A 14,322-nucleotide genomic window follows, 5' to 3' on the forward strand; every position below is an offset into this window, starting at 1 on the left:
AACGGTCTACTTAACCCCGTTTCTCGTCATCCCCCTGAATACAAAATAATCAGCTCATATTCACTACCCGTCGCGATGTAATCAGTGTTTTCGACTGCATCGATTTGATTTAGTAGCGTATTTAGAGCATCCAGGGTGATTGGCTGTAAAAATTATTCATCGTGCAGAATTGTGCTAGTTCATTGATTCTTAAGCCTGGTCGTTTCAGATGGCGGGGGTTGATTACTGCAAGGTGAAGTATGGCGAGCAGCGCTGATAACACGACTTTTAACACCACCACAGGCAACACGTTTCTTATGACGCATCGTTTAACTTCAAAAGATATTCTGGCACTGGGCTTTATGACTTTTGCCCTGTTTGTTGGCGCAGGGAACATCATCTTCCCACCAATGGTAGGCATTCAGGCCGGAGAGCATGTCTGGCTTGCGGCTTTGGGCTTTCTGATTACGGCCGTTGGCCTGCCGGTTATCTCCGTGATTGCACTGGCGCGCGTGGGGGGTGGGATTGACGCCCTGAGTTCGCCGATTGGCAAAGTGGCTGGCGTGGTGCTGGCAACCGTTTGCTATCTGGCCGTTGGGCCGCTGTTTGCTACGCCACGTACCGCCACCGTTTCGTTTGAAGTGGGCATTGCCCCGCTGACCGGTGAGGGGGCATTACCGCTATTTATCTACAGCCTGGTCTACTTTGCCCTGGTGATTGGCGTCTCGCTTTATCCCGGTAAACTTCTGGATACTGTCGGCCACATCCTCGCCCCGCTAAAGATTTTTGCCCTGACCCTGCTGGGCCTGGCGGCGCTGCTGTGGCCTGCTGGCGGTATTGCGCCTGCAACCGAGGAGTATCAGCGTGCGGCGTTCTCCAATGGCTTTATCAATGGTTATCTGACAATGGATACTCTTGGGGCGCTGGTGTTCGGCATCGTCATTGTCAATGCCGCCCGCTCGCGCGGCATTAGCGAAGCAAAACTGCTGACCCGCTACACGGTGATTGCCGGATTGATTGCCGGGGTTGGCCTGACGCTGGTCTATCTGGCGCTGTTTAAACTCGGTGCTGACAGTGCGACGATTGTCGATCAAAGCGCTAACGGTGCAGCCATCCTGCATGCCTATGTGCAGCACACTTTCGGCGCTATGGGCAGCTTCTTCCTGGCTTCACTGATTTTTGTCGCCTGTATTGTGACCGCCGTGGGTCTGACCTGTGCCTGTGCGGAGTTTTTTGAGCACTATTTGCCTCTCAGCTATCGCCAGCTGGTGTTTATTCTGGGCGCGTTTTCTATGGTGGTTTCCAACCTTGGTCTTAGCCATCTTATCCAGATCTCTATTCCTGTATTAACCGCGATTTACCCGCCTTGTATCGTGCTGGTGCTGTTAAGCTTCACTTTGAGCTGGTGGAAGAAAAGCACAAGGATTGTTGCGCCAGTCATGCTGGTCAGCCTGCTGTTTGGTATGGTCGACGCAATCAAAACCACCTCTTTAAAGGCGCTGCTCCCCGCGTTTACCCAAAATCTGCCGCTGGCCGATCAGGGGCTGGCGTGGTTGCCGCCTTCACTGGTGATGCTGGCTCTGGTGACCATTTACGATCGCGTTTCTGGTCGCCCGGTTGCCGTGCATCAGCAATAGCGTTGTAAAATCTCCCCTTACCACCTGGCGGTAAGGGGTCGCCAGGTGGAAAAAAAATGACAAAAATGACTCTGAAAAAGGGATTGAGTACGCGCCATATTCGTTTTATGGCGTTGGGTTCAGCAATTGGCACCGGGCTGTTTTACGGTTCGGCCGATGCGATCAGAATGGCCGGTCCGGGCGTGCTGCTTGCCTATATTATTGGCGGTGTGGCAGCGTATATCATTATGCGTGCGCTCGGTGAAATGTCCGTCAATAACCCCCAGGCCAGCTCCTTTTCCCGCTACGCGCAAGATTATCTCGGACCGCTGGCCGGCTATATCACCGGCTGGACCTACTGTTTTGAAATCCTGATTGTCGCTATCGCCGATGTTACCGCATTCGGTATTTATATGAGCGTCTGGTTCCCTGATGTGCCGCACTGGACATGGGTACTCAGCGTGGTGCTGGTGATTGGCGCGATCAATCTCGCCACGGTGAAGGTGTTCGGCGAGGTCGAATTCTGGCTGTCGCTGTTTAAAGTTGCCACCATCATTGTGATGATTGTCGCGGGTATCGGCATTATTTTCTGGGGTATCGGTAACGGCGGTCAGGCGACCGGTATCAGCAATTTGTGGACCCACGGTGGCTTCATACCCAATGGCTGGATTGGGGTGGTACTGTCGCTGCAAATGGTGATGTTCGCCTTTGGCGGGATCGAAATTATCGGTATTACCGCCGGTGAAGCGAAGGACCCCGCCGTATCGATCCCGCGTGCAATTAATACCGTGCCGCTGCGTATTCTGGTGTTCTATGTTGGCACGCTGTTTGTCATCATGTCGATCTATCCCTGGAATCAGGTCGGGACTAACGGCAGCCCGTTTGTACTGACTTTCCAGCATATGGGTATTGCGGCAGCGGCAGCGGTGCTTAACTTCGTGGTGATTACCGCCTCGCTGTCGGCGATTAACAGCGATGTGTTTGGCGTGGGCCGTATGCTGTACGGCATGGCAGAGCAGGGCCACGCGCCGAAAGTCTTTACCACCGTATCGGAGAAAGGTATTCCCTGGGTAACGGTACTGGCGATGATGTTGGCGATGCTGGTTGCCGTCTATCTTAACTATTTGATGCCGGAAAAAGTGTTTCTGGTCATCGCCTCGCTGGCGACGTTCGCCACCGTCTGGGTGTGGATAATGATCCTGTTCTCCCAGATTGCCTTCCGCCGCACGCTGACGGCAGATCGGCTAAAGGCGCTGAAGTTCGCCCAGCCCGGAGGTGCCGTGACTTCGGCTATCGGCATTTGCTTCCTCGCCTTTATTATCGGCCTGATCGGCTATTTCCCTGATACGCGCATATCGCTGTATGCCGGTTTCGCCTGGATCGTGCTGCTGTTGGTGAGCTGGCAGTGGGTGAAACGCACAAGTCGCTAACAGGGATTCACTGAAAAGGGCGAACCCTGGGTTTGCCCTTTTTTTTGTATGAGTAGCAGGGCGGATCGGCAATGACGTGGCGATATTCAGCTTAATACGTTTCATCATGCTGTCGTAAAGACAGAGCTACCGACGGCCGTTAGCTGGCAGCCTGCCACGTTCAGCCCGGTAACCCGCAGTGAATGGCTGGCGGTTGGCGGCGACAGCTGACGTATCTCATCGAGGCTTTACCCTGTGAAAAAAGGCGGATAACGCACTTTATCTGACGGGCAGCCATCACTAAATACACCATATTGGTGATTTTGCTGCCCCGGGGCGACCTTTCAGCCAGGCTGCGGTGTAAACATCACCGTATGCTTTCCATCTGCCGTTAGCCAGCTGGCTCAGTCCCGCCCCGGTACCGGCTGCCACTTCCCGGCGTTCACCGTCGGTTGGCGGGTGTACTTTCTGGCGAAAGTTAACGGCACGATGTGCTTCATGTGGGGCGCCCTGGCGTGGGAAATACGATATCTTCCGTCATGATAAAATATCGTCGACAGGAGTGGGCGAAAAGGCGGTGCAGGATCTGCAGACAAAAAAAAGCTCGCAGCAGCGAGCTTTTTACCGAACGGTACTGAGCTGTTACAGTTTGGCGGCGTTCTCAGACAGGTATTTGGCAACGCCGTCAGGAGATGCGCCCATACCTTCTTTGCCTTTTTCCCACTGAGCCGGGCACACATCGCCGTGCTCTTCGTGGAACTGCAGCGCGTCAACCATGCGCAGCATTTCGTCAACGTTACGACCCAGCGGCAGATCGTTAACCACCTGGTGGCGAACCACGCCGGCCTGGTCGATCAGGAATGACCCACGCAGAGCAACACCCGCTTCCGGGTGCTCAATGCCCCAGGCTTTCTGAATTTCACGTTTGATGTCAGCAACCATGGCATATTTCACTTCGCCGATGCCGCCTTTATCGATCGGAGTTTTACGCCATGCGTTGTGCACGAACTCTGAGTCAAAGGAGACGCCAACAACTTCGACACCACGTTTCTGGAACTCTGCATAGCGCTTATCAAAAGCGATCAGCTCGGAAGGGCATACGAAGGTGAAGTCCATTGGCCAAAAGAACACAACGGTGGCTTTACCAGCGGTGTGTTTTTTAAAGTTGAAGTTTTCTACGATTTCACCGTTGCCCAGCACAGCTGCGGCAGTAAAATCTGGGGCTGGACGAGTTACCAGGACCATTATTCACTCCTGTTGAAGTCATTGGATGAGGGGAAGTAAGACGCCAGCATTATACGAGCGGCATCCGGCAAGGAACCAGCGTAATACGCCGATTGTTCAGATAGGGTGTACCTATCGAAATTAAGGTTAAGCATAAAACAGCCACATACGATAGCCTGTTTTTGCAAAAGGATAAAGCGTAGCTACCGATCATAACTCGCAGCGGGCGGCCTGCACCATCAACGGCGGGTATAGCTGCCAGAACAGATCCTCAAGCTGTTGATAGTTATCGGTGAAATCTTGATAACTGCCAGTCAGAGCCGACAGTTTAGGTCGGCGGCTGGCCATCCCCTGTAACACAACCGATAAAAAAGCCGGATCGGCATAACGCTCTATCCAGCGTTCACGCCAAAGCCAGGCGTTAAGCGTCTGAAAGCGCGGCGGCGTCGTTGACAGATCGGGCTCAATCTCGTTTCTGGCATGCGCCAAAAAGGCCGGCAGGGAGATATCCGGCACCAGCTTATTCCAGTGATGCGTTAGAAAATGATCCCAGATAACATCAAGCGTAATCGGTGCTACCCGGCGGGTTTCGCTACGAAAAAGCTGGCGAGCCAGGCGTACTTGCGGTAGTGCATCCGTCAGAGCATCAATGCGTCGGTGCAGGTTGATGCCATCGGCAATGCGTGTTGGCCACTGATGCCGGGGATCACCGCGTACGTAATCGGCCATAAGATTGCCGAGCAGCGAACTGTTAGCGAGATGGGCCAGATGGAGGTGGGCAAGATAGTTCATCGCGTTATTCTACCGCAGACAACATCGATATCACGCAGATTGTTTTGCTATGCTCAGTTTTCAGCTAGAATGTGCGCCCTGATTTCCCGGACTGTGAATGACCATGCGCGTTGCCGATTTTACTTTTGAGTTACCCGAATCTTTGATAGCCCATTACCCGCAGGCTCAGCGCAGCGGGTGCCGTTTACTTTCGCTGAACGGCCCTGACGGCGCGTTAACTCATGGTGTATTCACCGATTTGTTGCACCAACTCAATCCCGGCGATCTGCTGGTCTTCAACAATACCCGGGTGATCCCGGCGCGTATTTTTGGCCGTAAGGCCAGCGGTGGAAAAATTGAGGTGCTGGTTGAACGTATGCTTGATGAGAAGCGCGTGCTGGCGCATGTGCGTTCATCGAAAGCTCCCAAGCCAGGCAGCGAGCTGCTGCTGGGCGATGATGAAAGTGTGCAGGCCATCATGGTGGCGCGCCACGATACGCTGTTTGAGATTGAATTTAACGATGCGCGTCCGGTGCTGGATATTCTGAACAGCATTGGCCATATGCCGTTGCCTCCTTATATCGATCGTCCGGACGAAGATGCCGACCGCGAGCTTTACCAGACGGTGTACAGTCAGAAACCGGGTGCGGTAGCGGCACCCACGGCAGGCCTGCATTTCGACGAGCCGCTGCTGGAAGCGCTGCGCGAAAAAGGCATTGAAACGGTTTTTGTTACCCTGCACGTTGGTGCCGGGACGTTCCAGCCGGTGCGCGTCGATACCATTGAAGACCATATTATGCATGCAGAATATGCTGAAGTGCCGCAGGATGTCGTCGATGCGGTGCTGGCCTGTAAGGCGCGTGGTAAGCGGGTTATAGCGGTTGGGACGACTTCAGTGCGTTCATTAGAGAGCGCAGCACAGGCGGCCGAAAATGCCCTGATTGCCCCTTTCTTTGGCGATACTAAAATCTTTATTTACCCTGGCTATCATTATCAGGTGATTGATGCGTTGGTGACCAATTTCCATCTGCCGGAATCGACGCTGATTATGTTAGTTTCCGCCTTTGCCGGTTATCAGCATACCATGCACGCTTACCAGCAGGCGGTTGCGCAACGATACCGTTTCTTCAGCTACGGCGATGCAATGTTCATTACCCGAAATCCTCAGGCGTTTGCCGAGATCCCGGGGCGGTAAATACTTTCGCCGGATGGCACATTTAAAAGAAATTCCATTCAGCCTTGTCTTTGCAGCTGTCCACGTTCAGGGTCTTTGTAACAGTTTAGTCGGTCTGGACAGGTACAGGCCACCGTTGTGGCCTGTACTTGTCATCTATCAATCAATATCTTACGCCTTACTAGCGCAAACAAAGCACGGCTTCACGTTTGTCTGGGTGAATAATGCTGGTTGTTTTTCTCGATTCTTTATCACAAAGTTCTCTTTGCTGGGGTGATGCCGGGGTTAGTTGGAAATTATCATTTGTCAAGAAAAAGAAAGCTCCGTTCACAGCCCAGTCAGCAATATCTAAGGCATTTTTGTTGACAAATGCTATTTTTTTATCTTCTAAACTGTCGTTTTTAATTATGCTGTAGGCCTCGTAGACAACCAACTTATCCTTTTTCTGAGACATTTCTGTTGTATAGAGATAATGGTTGGACGAAAGCAAGCCTAATAGTGATATGACTGATAATAAGATGACTTTAAATTTTTCAAAACGATCGTTATAAAATAAAGCAAAACAAGAACCATAAAAGAAAGCTATTGAAAATATAGCTCGTGGAGTCGGGTCCCACTGATACAATATTGCTACTGGTGCTATTGTTAAAAAAAGATTGAAAAATGGAATGGTGTAAATAGATAAAGGTAAATCCCTTTGTTTGATGAGATAGGTGACCAAAAATAAAACCAGGCACACTGACATCATCAAGCTGTATTGAGAGGGGATTACCCAATAACTTTTAAAAAAGAGGCTGGGAATAAAGTTTGAAATTTCACTCAATCTATGCGGTATATCACTGACCAGGCTTGCTCTGGAATCCCAGTCTACTACACCTAAAATGTTTTTAGTCGCCTTGAAAAAGATAGCATACAAAATAAAACCTAAAATCAAGGGGCTAAAGCTTACAAGCGCTGAAAGGGAAAATATTTTCTTTTGAAAAATAAACGTCCTGGCAACTACATATCCAGCCAGGATGATGAATGCTGGCTGGTAGTTTCCACAGATCAGTACAATTAGCAAAGCGGTTTTTAAAGCGTACTGCAATTCCTTTTTCTCAAGGAATTTGTTCATGTAATGAATAGCACCAAGGATGCACATCATGCAGATGGAAAAGCATACCGTAGCAAGATGATACACTGCCATCATACTGAACACTGGGTGAGTAACTATTACGGCTGAGCACAAGCAAGCAACCAATAATGATGCGCCTTTTGGAATAAGGTTTATAATCACAGCGCTAGCAGTTAATGATGTGGCAAGAAGGAAAAGAGGCGTAAATACAGGGCTTGAAGAGATAATGTTAATGCCTGAATCATTGAAAAAAAATGTTATCAATGCCTGAACAAAGCGACCTTGATTTAAGTAAAATGATAAAGGCATTGTTTGGCTAGCTAACAGATAATCATCGGGCATGTATACAGAAAACATTGTCCTTGACGTTCCGAGAAACATCAAAAAGAAACTGACAGATGTCATCAAGACTAATGCTTTAATTTTACTGAAGTCGTTGATTTTTTTTGAGAATATATGGCTATTTGTCATCTTTGTCACCTGAAAGATCTTTAATGATATATCTTGGTCTTTGTTTTGTTTCTACGTATATTCTGCCGACGTATTCCCCCAGTACCCCTATACCAATAAGCTGAATCCCCCCAGAAAGAGTATGGCTGTCATGATTGATGGATAACCCGGAACTGGGTTACCAAAAAGGAGTTTGTCTACAATCATAAATATGGCATAGACGAATGATACTGAAGCAACGATAAGACCTAAATATGTCCAGATGCGGAGTGGCAGCGTCGAGAAGGACGTGATGCCCTCTACGGCAAGGTTCCACAATTTCCAGCCAATAAATTTGGATGAGCCGGCTATCCTTTCAGCCCGGGTATATTCCACAATTTCCACACGGCCACCGACCCAACTGAGGATGCCCTTCATAAAAAGGTTCCGCTCTGGTAGTTGTCTGATAATATCGACAGTTGCACGTGACAGAAGTCGAAAGTCTCCCACGTTTTCTTCAATTTTTGGTGAACTGATCTTATTGTGGATTTTGTAAAACCATTCGGCTGTTTTTCTTTTAAAGCGGCTGTCAGTGCTTCTGTCTGCCCGTTTCGCCAAAACAACGTCTGCGCCGCTCAACCACTTGGTTATTAGCTGCGGGATAACCTCTATAGGATCCTGCAGGTCGACGTCAATGGGTATTACGGCATCACCAGTTGCATTTTCAAGTCCCGCGAACAGCGCTGGCTCTTTACCAAAATTCCGTGAGAAGCTGATTGCCTTTACCAGACGATCTGAATCGGCGAGCTTTTTAATGATTGACTCTGTGTTGTCATGGCTACCATCGTTGATAAAAACGATTTCAATTTCATAGTCGTTCAAATGTTGACGTACAGCATTATAAAAAATGTTTATGGTGTCTTCTTCATTGAAGACGGGAACAACCAGAGATATTTTCATTTCTTTTTACTAAATATGATGAGTTTAGAGTAAATGAACCCACAAAGCAGGCTGACGAACGAAAACGCCACCAAAGTGATAATCGGGTTCATGGATAAATAATCAGCGTACCAACCCACTGCGGCAGCCATTGTCCCCATAAACAGGACATACAGCGTATATCTCACCGTGGTTGCTTCGGAGTTAAAGGTCCATTTGGCATTTGCAAAAAACGAGAAGGTGACTGCGACACAAAATGCGGAAAGGTTTGATACCCATTGGTGGCAACCATTTAAATAAAGTGCTGAAAATATAACCCAGTGGATGAGGGTGTTGACAATGCCGACCAGCGAATACCTTAAGAATAGTTTAATCATCAACATCGATCTTAAAATTTGAATTATCCGATCATGTCATTACATGATGCCAATCGCAAGAGTTTGTAGTGAGAACAGATATGAAATTCCAAAATGTACAGGTTACATGTTGAACAGGTGACATAAAGATAACATTTGGGACACCCGAACCAGTCAGGTAGCGTGATGGCCCTTTTGTGCCAGAACTACAACATAAACTGGCAGCACAGGGTGGAAAGTTGGCGGTACTTATTACTCACTGCGCAGCTGGCTTGTATAGCGGCTTCATGGGTTGTTAGAATGCGTTCCTTTTTACTGAACATCAGACTGTATTTCTGGTGGAGGCAATGTGAAGTTCGAATTAGACACAACTGACGGGCGCGCGCGCCGTGGCCGTTTGGTTTTTGAGCGTGGCGTAGTAGAAACACCGGCATTTATGCCAGTAGGCACCTACGGCACGGTAAAGGGCATGACCCCGGAAGAAGTGCAGGACACCGGCGCTCAGATTATTCTCGGCAATACCTTCCATTTATGGTTGCGCCCGGGACAGGAGATCATGAAACTGCACGGCGACCTGCATGACTTTATGCAGTGGAAAGGACCTATCCTGACCGACTCAGGCGGTTTCCAGGTGTTCAGCCTGGGTGATATCCGCAAAATTACTGAGAAAGGGGTACATTTCCGTAATCCGATTAACGGTGATGCGATTTTCCTCGACCCGGAAAAGTCGATGGAAATTCAGTACGACCTCGGCTCCGACATTGTGATGATTTTCGACGAATGCACGCCGTACCCGGCCGACTGGGATTACGCCAGGCGTTCAATGGAAATGTCGCTGCGCTGGGCGCAGCGCAGCCGCGACAGGTTTGACTCCCTCGGCAACAAAAACGCGTTATTTGGCATTATTCAGGGCAGCGTTTACGAAGATTTACGAGATGTGTCGGTTAAAGGACTGGTAGAGATCGGCTTTGATGGGTACGCTGTGGGCGGCCTGGCGGTCGGTGAGCCTAAGGAAGATATGCACCGTATTTTGGAGCACGTTTGTCCGCAGCTACCACAGGATAAGCCCCGCTACCTGATGGGCGTCGGCAAGCCTCAGGATTTAGTGGAAGGCGTTCGTCGCGGCATTGATATGTTCGACTGTGTGATGCCCACGCGTAATGCGCGTAACGGGCACCTGTTTGTCACCGACGGCGTGGTGAAAATCCGTAATGCGAAGTACAAAGATGACACCTCTCCGCTCGATGCCGAGTGTGATTGTTACACTTGCCGCAACTACAGCCGTGCTTATCTGTATCATCTTGACCGCTGCAATGAAATTTTGGGTGCACGTCTGAATACCATTCATAATCTGCGCTATTATCAGCGCTTAATGGCAGGTTTACGCCAGGCTATCGAAGAAGGTAAATTAGAGCACTTTGTTAGCGAATTCTACCAAAGGACGGGGACGGCGGTTCCGCCATTAACGTCCGATAATTAAACAATGAGGGAAATTTAATGAACTTCAACACTTCTGATGCCGTGGCTGCCGCAGCTCCTTCTCAGAGTAGTCCGTATTCTCTGGTGATCATGCTGGTGGTGTTTGGTTTGATTTTCTACTTTATGATCCTGCGTCCTCAGCAGAAACGTGCGAAAGAGCACAAGAAACTGATGGATTCAATTGCTAAGGGGGACGAGGTTCTGACCACCGGTGGGCTGGTAGGGCGCGTGACCAAAGTAGCTGATACCGGCTATGTGGCTATTGCACTTAACGATACCACTGAAGTTGTGGTCAAACGTGACTTCGTTGCTGCCGTTCTGCCGAAAGGTACGATGAAGGCGCTTTAATTTTTTAATTTCCCTAAGGGAACTGCCGTGTTAAACCGTTATCCTTTGTGGAAGTACATCATGCTGATCGTCGTATTACTCGTCGGTCTGCTGTATGCACTGCCCAACCTTTATGGTGAGGATCCGGCTGTTCAGGTCACTGGTGCGCGCGGAAGCGCGGCCAGTGAGCAAACGCTGGTTCAGATCCAAAGCGCGTTAAAACAAGACAATATACAGAGTAAATCCGTCGCCCTGGAAAAGGGGGCGATTCTGGCGCGTTTCGCTAACACTGACGTGCAGCTGCGCGCGCGCGAAGCGATAATCAAAGTCCTTGGCGACGATTATGTGGTGGCGCTCAATCTGGCCCCGGCGACGCCCGCCTGGTTAGCCACATTATCCGCAGAGCCGATGAAGCTCGGTCTCGATCTGCGCGGTGGTGTTCACTTCCTGATGGAGGTGGATATGGACACTGCGCTGGGTAAACTTCAGGATCAAAACATCGACAATCTGCGCAGCGATCTGCGTGAAAAGAGCGTTCCTTACGTTAACGTGCGTAAAACCGGCAATTACGGCCTGGAAATTCGTTTTCGAGATGATAAAACGCGTGATGAAGCTGTCAGCTATCTGACCACCCGTCACCGCGATATGGTTATCAACAGCAGCGGCAGTAATGCCCTGACGGCGGTCATGAGCGATGAACGCATGCGTGAAGCCCGCGAATATGCGGTACAGCAGAACATTAATATTCTGCGTAACCGTGTAAATCAGCTGGGCGTTGCGGAGCCTCTGGTTCAGCGTCAGGGCGCCGATCGAATTGTGGTTGAATTACCGGGTATCCAGGATACGGCTCGTGCGAAAGAGATCCTTGGTGCGACGGCCACGCTGGAGTTCCGTCTGGTGAATACCAGCGTCGACGCTACCGCAGCCGCTAACGGCCGCGTACCGGGTGACTCAGAAGTGAAAGACACGCGTGAGGGACAGCCGGTGGTGCTGTACAAGCGCGTGATCCTCACCGGTGACCACATTACCGACTCCACCTCCAGCAACGATGAATACAATCAGCCACAGGTGAATATCTCCCTGGACAGCGCTGGCGGTAATATCATGTCCAACTTCACCAAGGACAGCGTCGGCAAGGCGATGGCAACCCTGTTTGTTGAGTACAAAGACAGTGGTAAGAAAGACGCTAACGGCCGGGCGATTCTGGAGAAGCATGAAGAGGTGATTAACGTTGCCAATATCCAGTCGCGTCTGGGTAACAGCTTCCGTATTACCGGCATTAATAACCCGAACGAAGCCCGTCAGCTTTCGCTGTTGCTGCGCGCCGGTGCGCTGATTGCGCCTATTCAGATTGTGGAAGAGCGTACTATTGGTCCAACCATGGGTGCGCAGAACATCACTCAGGGTCTGGAAGCCTGCCTGTGGGGGCTGATCGCATCTATCGTCTTCATGGTGGTGTGGTACAAGAAATTCGGCCTGGTGGCGACCAGCGCACTGCTGGCTAACCTGGTGCTGATCGTCGGTATTATGTCGCTGCTTCCGGGCGCTACGCTGACGATGCCCGGTATTGCCGGTATCGTGCTGACGCTGGCGGTGGCGGTCGATGCTAACGTACTGATTAACGAGCGTATCAAAGAGGAGCTGCGCAACGGACGTTCCGTACAGCAGGCGATCCATGAGGGTTACAAAGGTGCGTTTTCCAGTATCGTTGATGCCAACGTGACCACGCTGATCAAAGTTATCATTCTGTACGCAGTGGGCACCGGCTCGATTAAAGGGTTTGCCATCACGACTGCGATTGGTGTGGCAACTTCCATGTTTACCGCGATTATCGGCACCCGTGCCATCGTCAACCTGATGTATGGCGGCAAACGCATTAACAAGTTGTCTATCTGAGGAGTGCGTTGTGGCACAGGAACATAGTGTTGAACAAATGAATCACGGGCGTAAAGTTTACGACTTTATGCACTGGGATAAGCTGGCGTTCATCATCTCTGGAATACTGCTGATAATAGCAGTAGCCATTATCGGTGTGCGAGGCTTCAACTGGGGGCTTGATTTCACCGGTGGAACGGTGATTGAGATTAATCTTGAGCAGCCAGCCGATCTGGATATGATGCGTGGCAGCCTGCAGAAAGCCGGTTTTGCTGAACCGCAGGTGCAAAACTTTGGCAGTAGCCGTGATGTGATGGTGCGTATGGCACCCGCTGAAGGCAACGCGGGTGAAGCGCTGGGCAGTAAGGTACTGGGCATTGTTAATGAAGCAACCGGGCAGAACGCCACCGTCAAGCGTATTGAGTTCGTTGGACCCAGCGTGGGTAGCGATCTGGCTCAGGCGGGGGGCATGGCTCTGCTGTCGGCGCTGATTGCGATTCTCTTTTATATCGGCTTTCGTTTCGAATGGCGTTTGGCGCTGGGAACTGTGCTGGCGCTGGCACATGACGTGGTGATCACCATGGGCTTGCTTTCTCTGTTCCAGATAGAGATAGATCTGACCATTGTCGCCTCGCTGATGTCGGTCATCGGCTACTCGCTGAACGATAAGATTGTGGTATCGGACCGAATTCGCGAGAATTTCCGCAAGATCCGCCGCGGTTCTTCTTACGATATTACCAATGTCTCGCTGACGCAGACGTTAAGCCGAACCATCATTACTTCGGTAACGACGCTGGCGATGGTGCTGATTCTGTTCATCTTTGGCGGTGCGCTGTTGAAAGGCTTCTCACTGACCATGCTGATCGGTATTACCATCGGTACTATCTCGTCAATTTATGTCTCTTCCGCTCTGGCGCTGAAGTTGGGCATGAAACGCGAACACATGATCCCACAGAAAGTGGAAAAAGAGGGCGCAGATCAGCCTTCGATTCTGCCTTAAAAAATGGCAGTCAGAATAACGGCCACCTCAGGGTGGCCGTTTTTTTAGGGTGCAGAAGATGAGGAGTTATTCAGAGTCAGGCCATGAACACGCACGTAACCGAGTTTTTCGGGCGCAAAACCACGCAAATTCAGCCGGACGGTGGCTTCACTGCGTGGCAGCATGGCGGGAACAACCTGAAACCTTTCGCTGTGACTTTCGGCCCTCAGCGGTCTGCCGCTGCTGTCATCAAGGCTACCCCATTCCAGCTGGCCGGCCAGCGCCGGAAGCTGCGCAGAGCCAGAAGAACTCAGGTGCAGTAATGCACCTGTCCCCTCGTCTTGCCGGGGAAGGAGGCTTAACCACAGGCGTACTTCACCGGCCTGACTTTGCAATACCACCGGGGTTCTGGCGGCGGGAACTAACCAGGCACCCTTCAGGGAGTTCTGGTTGAGTCTGGCCTGGAGTTCAAGCGCGGTGGCCTGAAGAGTGAGCAGGCTTAGCTCCTGATTCAACTTGCCCACCTCCCGGTGAAGCTGTTGTGTCTGCTGGCCGGGCAGAGAAGATGAACAACCGGCCAAAAGCAGCAGCAGGGGAAATGGCAGAACGACTGTCAGGGTTTTAACCACGCTCCCTCCCTGTTAGTAACGT

12 protein-coding genes and 1 pseudogene are annotated in these 14,322 nt (G+C 50.7%); 7 read left to right on the forward strand and 6 right to left on the reverse strand.

Annotated features, from left to right (window positions below; all coding sequences use genetic code 11):
* Positions 1–296 precede the first annotated feature (296 nt).
* Positions 297–1,616, forward strand: a complete 1,320-nt coding sequence (gene brnQ, locus JGC47_RS04720; protein ID WP_013035909.1) for a branched-chain amino acid transporter carrier protein BrnQ — start codon at positions 297–299, stop codon at positions 1,614–1,616.
* A gap of 56 nt (positions 1,617–1,672) precedes the next feature.
* On the forward strand, positions 1,673–3,025 hold the full coding sequence (gene proY / locus JGC47_RS04725; RefSeq protein WP_004156238.1) for a proline-specific permease ProY: 1,353 nt from the start codon (positions 1,673–1,675) through the stop codon (positions 3,023–3,025).
* Positions 3,026–3,646: 621 nt separating this feature from the next.
* Here the strand turns inward: proY and JGC47_RS04730 are convergent.
* Positions 3,647–4,249, reverse strand: coding sequence for a peroxiredoxin C (locus JGC47_RS04730; RefSeq protein ID WP_004156242.1), 603 nt, complete (start codon positions 4,247–4,249; stop codon positions 3,647–3,649).
* A 189-nt stretch (positions 4,250–4,438) separates the two neighbouring features.
* Positions 4,439–5,020: an ACP phosphodiesterase gene (locus JGC47_RS04735; RefSeq protein WP_004156245.1), complete on the reverse strand. Its 582-nt coding sequence runs from the start codon at positions 5,018–5,020 to the stop codon at positions 4,439–4,441.
* Positions 5,021–5,123: 103 nt separating this feature from the next.
* Between JGC47_RS04735 and queA the strand changes: the two genes are divergently transcribed.
* Positions 5,124–6,194, forward strand: a complete 1,071-nt coding sequence (queA, locus tag JGC47_RS04740; protein ID WP_004156246.1) for a tRNA preQ1(34) S-adenosylmethionine ribosyltransferase-isomerase QueA — start codon at positions 5,124–5,126, stop codon at positions 6,192–6,194.
* A gap of 160 nt (positions 6,195–6,354) precedes the next feature.
* Here the strand turns inward: queA and JGC47_RS04745 are convergent, their stop codons facing one another.
* From JGC47_RS04745 to JGC47_RS04755, 3 genes and pseudogenes are all read right to left on the reverse strand, one after another.
* Positions 6,355–7,758, reverse strand: coding sequence for a glucosyltransferase domain-containing protein (locus JGC47_RS04745; RefSeq protein ID WP_013035910.1), 1,404 nt, complete (start codon positions 7,756–7,758; stop codon positions 6,355–6,357).
* Positions 7,748–8,676, reverse strand: a pseudogene (locus tag JGC47_RS04750) (glycosyltransferase family 2 protein). The gene JGC47_RS04745 and the pseudogene JGC47_RS04750 overlap by 11 nt, the downstream one beginning before the upstream one ends.
* Positions 8,673–9,038, reverse strand: a complete 366-nt coding sequence (locus JGC47_RS04755) for a GtrA family protein (RefSeq protein WP_004156250.1) — start codon at positions 9,036–9,038, stop codon at positions 8,673–8,675. Before JGC47_RS04755 ends, JGC47_RS04750 begins: the two are co-directional and overlap by 4 nt.
* A gap of 322 nt (positions 9,039–9,360) precedes the next feature.
* Between JGC47_RS04755 and tgt the strand changes: the two genes are divergently transcribed.
* Genes tgt through secF form a run of 4 tightly spaced genes read left to right on the forward strand, consistent with a single transcriptional unit; the run spans position 9,361 to position 13,692 of the window.
* Entirely contained in the window at positions 9,361–10,491 is a 1,131-nt protein-coding gene (gene tgt, locus JGC47_RS04760) for a tRNA guanosine(34) transglycosylase Tgt (RefSeq protein ID WP_004156251.1), read from the forward strand.
* A 17-nt stretch (positions 10,492–10,508) separates the two neighbouring features.
* Positions 10,509–10,838 carry a preprotein translocase subunit YajC gene (gene yajC, locus JGC47_RS04765; RefSeq protein ID WP_004156253.1) on the forward strand — a complete coding sequence of 110 codons (330 nt, stop codon included), beginning with the start codon at positions 10,509–10,511 and terminating at the stop codon, positions 10,836–10,838.
* A 27-nt stretch (positions 10,839–10,865) separates the two neighbouring features.
* Positions 10,866–12,713 carry a protein translocase subunit SecD gene (gene secD, locus JGC47_RS04770; RefSeq protein ID WP_004156255.1) on the forward strand — a complete coding sequence of 616 codons (1,848 nt, stop codon included), beginning with the start codon at positions 10,866–10,868 and terminating at the stop codon, positions 12,711–12,713.
* A gap of 10 nt (positions 12,714–12,723) precedes the next feature.
* A complete protein-coding gene (secF, locus tag JGC47_RS04775; protein ID WP_004156257.1) occupies positions 12,724–13,692 on the forward strand; it encodes a protein translocase subunit SecF in 969 nt (322 codons plus the stop codon).
* A gap of 44 nt (positions 13,693–13,736) precedes the next feature.
* Here secF and JGC47_RS04780 read toward each other — a convergent pair whose 3' ends face one another.
* Positions 13,737–14,300 (reverse strand): SadB/YajI family lipoprotein, encoded by a 564-nt coding sequence (locus JGC47_RS04780; RefSeq protein ID WP_004156259.1) that lies wholly within the window; start codon positions 14,298–14,300, stop codon positions 13,737–13,739.
* Positions 14,301–14,322 lie beyond the last annotated feature (22 nt).

The organism is Erwinia amylovora, from assembly GCF_017161565.1.
GTDB lineage: Bacteria > Pseudomonadota > Gammaproteobacteria > Enterobacterales > Enterobacteriaceae > Erwinia > Erwinia amylovora.

Bases quoted from the DNA above. Each gene is read 5' to 3' on its own strand.
- brnQ (WP_013035909.1), top strand. From the start codon at position 297: ATGACGCATCGTTTAACTTCAAAAGATATTCTGGCACTGGGCTTTATG.
- proY (WP_004156238.1), top strand. From the start codon at position 1,673: ATGACAAAAATGACTCTGAAAAAGGGATTGAGTACGCGCCATATTCGT.
- JGC47_RS04730 (WP_004156242.1), bottom strand. From the start codon at position 4,249: ATGGTCCTGGTAACTCGTCCAGCCCCAGATTTTACTGCCGCAGCTGTG.
- JGC47_RS04735 (WP_004156245.1), bottom strand. From the start codon at position 5,020: ATGAACTATCTTGCCCACCTCCATCTGGCCCATCTCGCTAACAGTTCG.
- queA (WP_004156246.1), top strand. From the start codon at position 5,124: ATGCGCGTTGCCGATTTTACTTTTGAGTTACCCGAATCTTTGATAGCC.
- JGC47_RS04745 (WP_013035910.1), bottom strand. From the start codon at position 7,758: ATGACAAATAGCCATATATTCTCAAAAAAAATCAACGACTTCAGTAAA.
- JGC47_RS04755 (WP_004156250.1), bottom strand. From the start codon at position 9,038: ATGTTGATGATTAAACTATTCTTAAGGTATTCGCTGGTCGGCATTGTC.
- yajC (WP_004156253.1), top strand. From the start codon at position 10,509: ATGAACTTCAACACTTCTGATGCCGTGGCTGCCGCAGCTCCTTCTCAG.